We start from the raw sequence: 5,211 nt of genomic DNA, 5'->3' as shown, positions 1-5,211 counted from the left end.
ACAGACCCGCCTGAGCGAACACCGTCCGCTCCAGCAGACCGGCGTCCTCCCCGAACACCACCCCACGCAACGGCAGGCCCACATCCACCCGCGCACACACCGCATCAAAAGCATCCGCGAACACCGGAAACGCCTCGTACAGTTCCCGGCCCATCCCGGGCCGCTGCGACCCCTGACCCGAGAACAGCAGCGCGAGGGAGCCGTGGACGGTCTTGTCGGACACGGTGTCCTGGGTGTGCTCGCCGAGGGCGAGGGCTGTCAGTGCGGCTGTGTGAGGGGCGAAGACCACGGCGCGGTGGGCCAGTTCGGCGCGTGTGGTGGCCAGGGAGTGCGCCAGGTCGGCGGGGTCCGCGTCCAGGCCGGCGAGCAGGGCGGCTTGGCGGGCGAGTGCGTCCGGCGTGGCGCCGGACAGTGGGAGGGGCAGCGGGAGGTGCGGGCGGTCGCCTCGTGCGCGGACGGGGGCCTGGGCCGTTTCCGGGGCCTGTTCCAGGATGGTGTGCGCGTTGGTCCCGCTGATCCCGAAGGAGGAGACGCCGGCCCGGCGCGGACGGGCCGCCCGCGGCCAGGTGCGGTTCTCGGTGAGCAGTTCCACCCTGCCGGACGTCCAGTCGACCTCGGGGGTCGGCTCGTCCGCGTGCAGGGTGCGGGGCAGCACACCGTGGCGCAGTGCCATGACGGCCTTGATCACGCCCACGACTCCGGCGGCGGCCTGGGTGTGGCCGATGTTGGACTTCACCGACCCCAGGTAGAGGGGTTCGGTGCGGTTCTTGCCGTACGTCGCCAGCAGGGCCTGTGCCTCGATCGGATCACCGAGCCGCGTGCCGGTGCCGTGGGCCTCCATCAGGTCGACGTCGGTCGCCTCCAGTCCGGCCGAGGCCAGCGCCGCGCGGATCACCCGCTGCTGCGAGGGCCCGTTCGGCGCGGTCAGGCCGTTCGAGGCGCCGTCGGAGTTGATGGCGCTGCCGCGGACCACGGCCAGCACCTCGTGCCCGAGCCGGCGGGCGTCGGAGAGCCGTTCGACCAGCAGTACGCCGACGCCCTCGCCCCATCCCGCACCGTCCGCGGAGGCGGAGAACGCCTTGCAGCGGCCGTCGGCGGCCTGGCCGCGCTGTTTGCTGAACTCGGCGAAGACGGACGGCATGGAGAGCACGTTGACCCCGCCGACCAGGGCGAGGTCGCTCTCCTGGTACCGCAGCGACTGGCAGGCCAGGTGGAGCGCGACCAGGGACGAGGAGCATGCCGTGTCCACGGTCACGGCCGGGCCCTCCAGCCCGAAGGCGTAGGCGACCCGGCCGGACAGCACGCTGGGGGAACCGCCGGTGACCAGGTAGCCGTCGCCGGCCTCGGGGTCGGCCGCCAGCACGCTCAGGTAGTCCTGACCGCCGGTGCCGGCGTACACGGCCGTGCGTGAACCGGCCAGTGACCCGGGGTGGATGCCCGCGTTCTCCAGTACTTCCCAGGAGGCTTCGAGGAGCAGTCGCTGCTGGGGGTCCATGGCCAGCGCCTCGCGCGGCGAGATGCCGAACAGTTCGGCGTCGAAGGCGGTCGCGTCGGGAAGGAAGCCGCCTGTGTGCGGGTAGTCGCCGCCGAGCGCGTCGAGGTCCCAGCCGCGATCGGTGGGGAACGGGCCCATCGCGTCGGTGCCGGACTCGACCAGCTTCCACAGGTCTTCCGGGGAGCGGACGCCGCCGGGGAAGCGGCAGGCCATGCCGACGATGACGATCGGGTCGTCCGCGACCGGGGTGCTGTCAGGTGCGGGCACCGCGGGAGCGGCGGCCGCAGGGCTGCCGTCGGCGTTCGCGCCGGTGATCTCGGTGGCCAGGAAGCGGGAGAGGGCCAGCGGGCTGGGATGGTCGAAGACGGCGGTCGCGGGGATGCGCAGACCGGTGGTGAAAGTGAGGCGGTTGCGCAGTTCGACGGCGCCCGCCGAGGTGAGGCCGAGTTCGCCCAGTGCCCGGCCCGGCTCCACCTCGGAGCCCGACTCGTGGCCGAGCACGAGCGCCACCTGGTCACGGACCAGTTCGAGCAGGAACCGGTTGCGCTCGGCCTCCGAGGCTCCCGCCAGCCGCTGGGCCGGCGGCAGGGTCTCCTGGTCGGCGGCGGGGTCCTGGGCGGGGCTCTGCTGAGATGTCCGGCGGAGCTTGCGCACGTCGGGGAGTTCGTCGAGCAGGCGGCTGGGGTGGGTGGCGGTGAAGAACCAGGAGAAGACCTCCCAGCGGATGTCGGCGAGGGCGAGCGCGGTCTCATCGCGTTCCAGCGCCGTACGCAGTCCCGCCAGGGCGAGTTCGGGCTCCATGCGGAAGATGCCGTGGCGCTCCAGGACGTCACCGAAGTCGCCCTCGGCCATGCCGCCGCCCGCCCATGAGCCCCAGGCCACCGAGGTCGCGGGGAGGCCCTGGGAGCGGCGGTACTGCGCGAAGGCGTCCAGGAAGGCGTTGCCGGGGGCGTAGTTGCCCTCCCCGGCCGAGCCGAAAACGCCGGCGAGAGACGAGAAGAGGACGAAGGCCGACAGGTCGAGGTCCGCGGTGATCCGGTGCAGGTTGAGGGCACTGGCGGCCTTGGCCCGCAGCGCGGTCTCGACGCGGTCCGGGGTGAGCGAGTCCACGATGCTCGAGTCGACGACGCCGGCGGCGTGGAAGACGGCGGTCAGCGGCCGGTCGGGGGGCAGGTCGGCGACGACGGCGGCCAGCGCGTCGTGGTCGGCCGCGTCCACCGCGGCCACGGTGACGTCGGTGCCCGACTCCCTGATTTCGGCGGCCAGTTCCGCCGCGCCGGGGGCCTCGGGGCCGCGCCGGCTGAGGAGCAGCAGGTGTTCGGCGCCCGAGGCGGCGAGCCACCGGGCGACGTGTGCGCCGACGCCGCCGGTGCCGCCGGTGACCAGTACGGTGCCTGTCGGCTGCCACACCCGTCGGAGCGGGGTGGGCTCGGCACGGCGCAGGCGGGGCACGAAGACTCCGGTGGCGCGTATCGCCGCCTGGTCCTCGTCGGTGCCGGCGAGGACGGCGGCGAGCCGGGCGAGCGCGCGCGGCTCGGGTTCGGCGGGCAGGTCGACCAGCCCGCCCCACTGGGTGTACTCGTGGGCGGTGACCCGGCCGAGGCCCCATGTCAGGGCCTGGTCCGGGTGCGTGACCGTGTCCCCGGGCCCGGCGGCGACGGCGCCGGAGGTGGCGCACCACAGGCGCAGCGGTTCGCCGGTGTCGTGCGCGGCGTGCAGCAGGGTGATGGTGAGGGCGAAGGCGGCCGGGGTGGCGGGATGTCCGGGGGCGTGACCGTCGGTGAGGAAGAGCAGTGACAGCACGCCGCTCGCGCCGCGCAGCCGCTCGGCGAGGGCGCCGCGCTCGTCCTGGTGGGAGACGGGCAGCAGTTCGGGGGCGGCGCCGGCCGCTGCCAGGGTCTCGGTGACGGCGGTGACCATGGGGTGTGCCCGGTGGTCGGGCGGTACGGCCACCACCCAGCGGCCGTCGAGCCGCCCGGCGGGGAGTTGTGCGGGGGTCCAGGCGGTCGCGTAGCGCCAGCTCTCGATCCGGCTGCGTTCGCGGTCTCGCCGGTGCCATGCGGAGAGGGCGGACAGCGCTTCCTCGAGCGGGGTCCGGCCGCTCACGTCGAGCATGCGCTGGAGGGCGGGCAGGTCCTCCTGCTCGACGGCGGACCAGAACCGGTCCTGGGAGTGGTCCGCGGCGGGTGGTTCGAGTTCGACGGTGTCCAGCCAGTAGCGGCGGCGCTGGAAGGCGTAGGTGGGCAGTTCGACGCGGGTGCCGCCGCGGCCGGCGTACACGGCGGCCCAGTCGACGCGGACGCCGTGCACGGCTGCCTCGGCGACGGCGGTGAGCCAGCGCCGGGCTCCGCCCTCGCCGCGGCGCAGGGTGCACAGGACGGAGGCGCGCAGTCCCAGGGACTCGACGCTCTCACTGATCCCCTGGTTGAGCCCGGGGTGCGGGCTGACCTCCAGGAACAGGGTGCGCCCCTCGGTCAGCAAGGTGCGGGTGACCTCTTCGAACCGGACGGTGTTGCGCAGGTTGTCGTACCAGTAGTCCGCGTCGAGCCCGGCGGTGTCCTTACGCCGGCCGGTCACCGTGGAGTAGAACGGCACGGTCGAGGAGACCGGTGTGACCGGGGCGAGGTCGTGCAGCAGCCGCTCGCGGATCTGCTCCACCTGCGCGCAGTGCGAGGCGTAGTCCACCGGGATGCGCCGTGCTCTGATCCCTTCTTCCGCACAGTGCGCCAGCAGTTCCTCCACAGCGTCCGCGTCGCCGGAGACCACCGTGGAGCCGGGCCCGTTGACCACCGCCACCGACAGCCCCTGCCACCGCGCCGCCAGCTCCTGCGCCTCCAGGACCGGCAGTGCGAGGGACACCATCCCGCCCTGCCCCGCCAGGTCCCGGGCGACCGCACGCGCCCTGAGTGCCACCACCCGCGCCCCGTCGTCCAGGGACAGCCCGCCGGCGACCACGGCCGCCGCGATCTCTCCTTGGGAGTGCCCCACCACCGCGGCGGGCACCACGCCGACCGAGGCCCACAGCCTGGCCAGTGACACCATCACCGCCCACAGGACCGGCTGGACCACCTCCACCCGCTCCAGCTCGGCGCCCTCTGCGCGCACCACCTCCAGCAGGGAGAATTCGGTGAACGGTTCCAGTGCCCGGTGGCACTGCGCCATCGCTTCGGCGAACACGGGCTCCTGGTCCAGCAGTTCCGCGGCCATTCCCGCCCACTGCGAGCCCTGGCCGGGAAAGACGAACACCGTGCCGCCCTGCCCCGCGTCCTGGGTGCGGGCGATCACCTCCGCCGTCTCCCGGCCCTCGGCCAGCGCGGTCAAGCCGCGGCGGAACCCGGCGTGGTCCTCGGCCAGCACCACCGCACAGTGCTCCAGCATCGCCCGGGTGGTGGCGCAGGAGAAGCCGATGTCCACGGGTGCGGGGGCGTTCTCCTCCCCGGCGTCCTGGAGGTGGCTCAGCAGTTGCCCGGCCTGTCCTCGCAGGGCCTGCTGGGTGCGCCCGGACAGGATCCAGGGGGTGACCGGGTGGGCGGAGCGGGCCGGTGCGGTCGTCTCCGCGGATGCCCGGGCGGGCTGGGGTGCCCGGTATTCCTCCAGCACCACGTGGGCGTTGGTGCCGCTGACGCCGAAGGAGGACACCGCGGCACGGCGCGGCTGCTGCCCGCTGTCCCATTCCCGTGCCTCGGTCAGCAGCTCGACGGCCCCCGAGGACCAGT

At 73.8% G+C, this 5,211-nt stretch carries 1 protein-coding gene; it reads right to left on the bottom strand.

The window, feature by feature from the left end:
• Nucleotides 1-5,211: SDR family NAD(P)-dependent oxidoreductase (locus tag IE140_RS35600; protein ID WP_189461088.1), on the bottom strand; the 5,211-nt coding region annotated here is incomplete at both ends.

It is taken from the genome of Streptomyces parvus (assembly GCF_014648875.1).
Classification (GTDB): domain Bacteria; phylum Actinomycetota; class Actinomycetes; order Streptomycetales; family Streptomycetaceae; genus Streptomyces; species Streptomyces parvus.
This window is presented reverse-complemented; position numbering and strand designations above follow the sequence as displayed.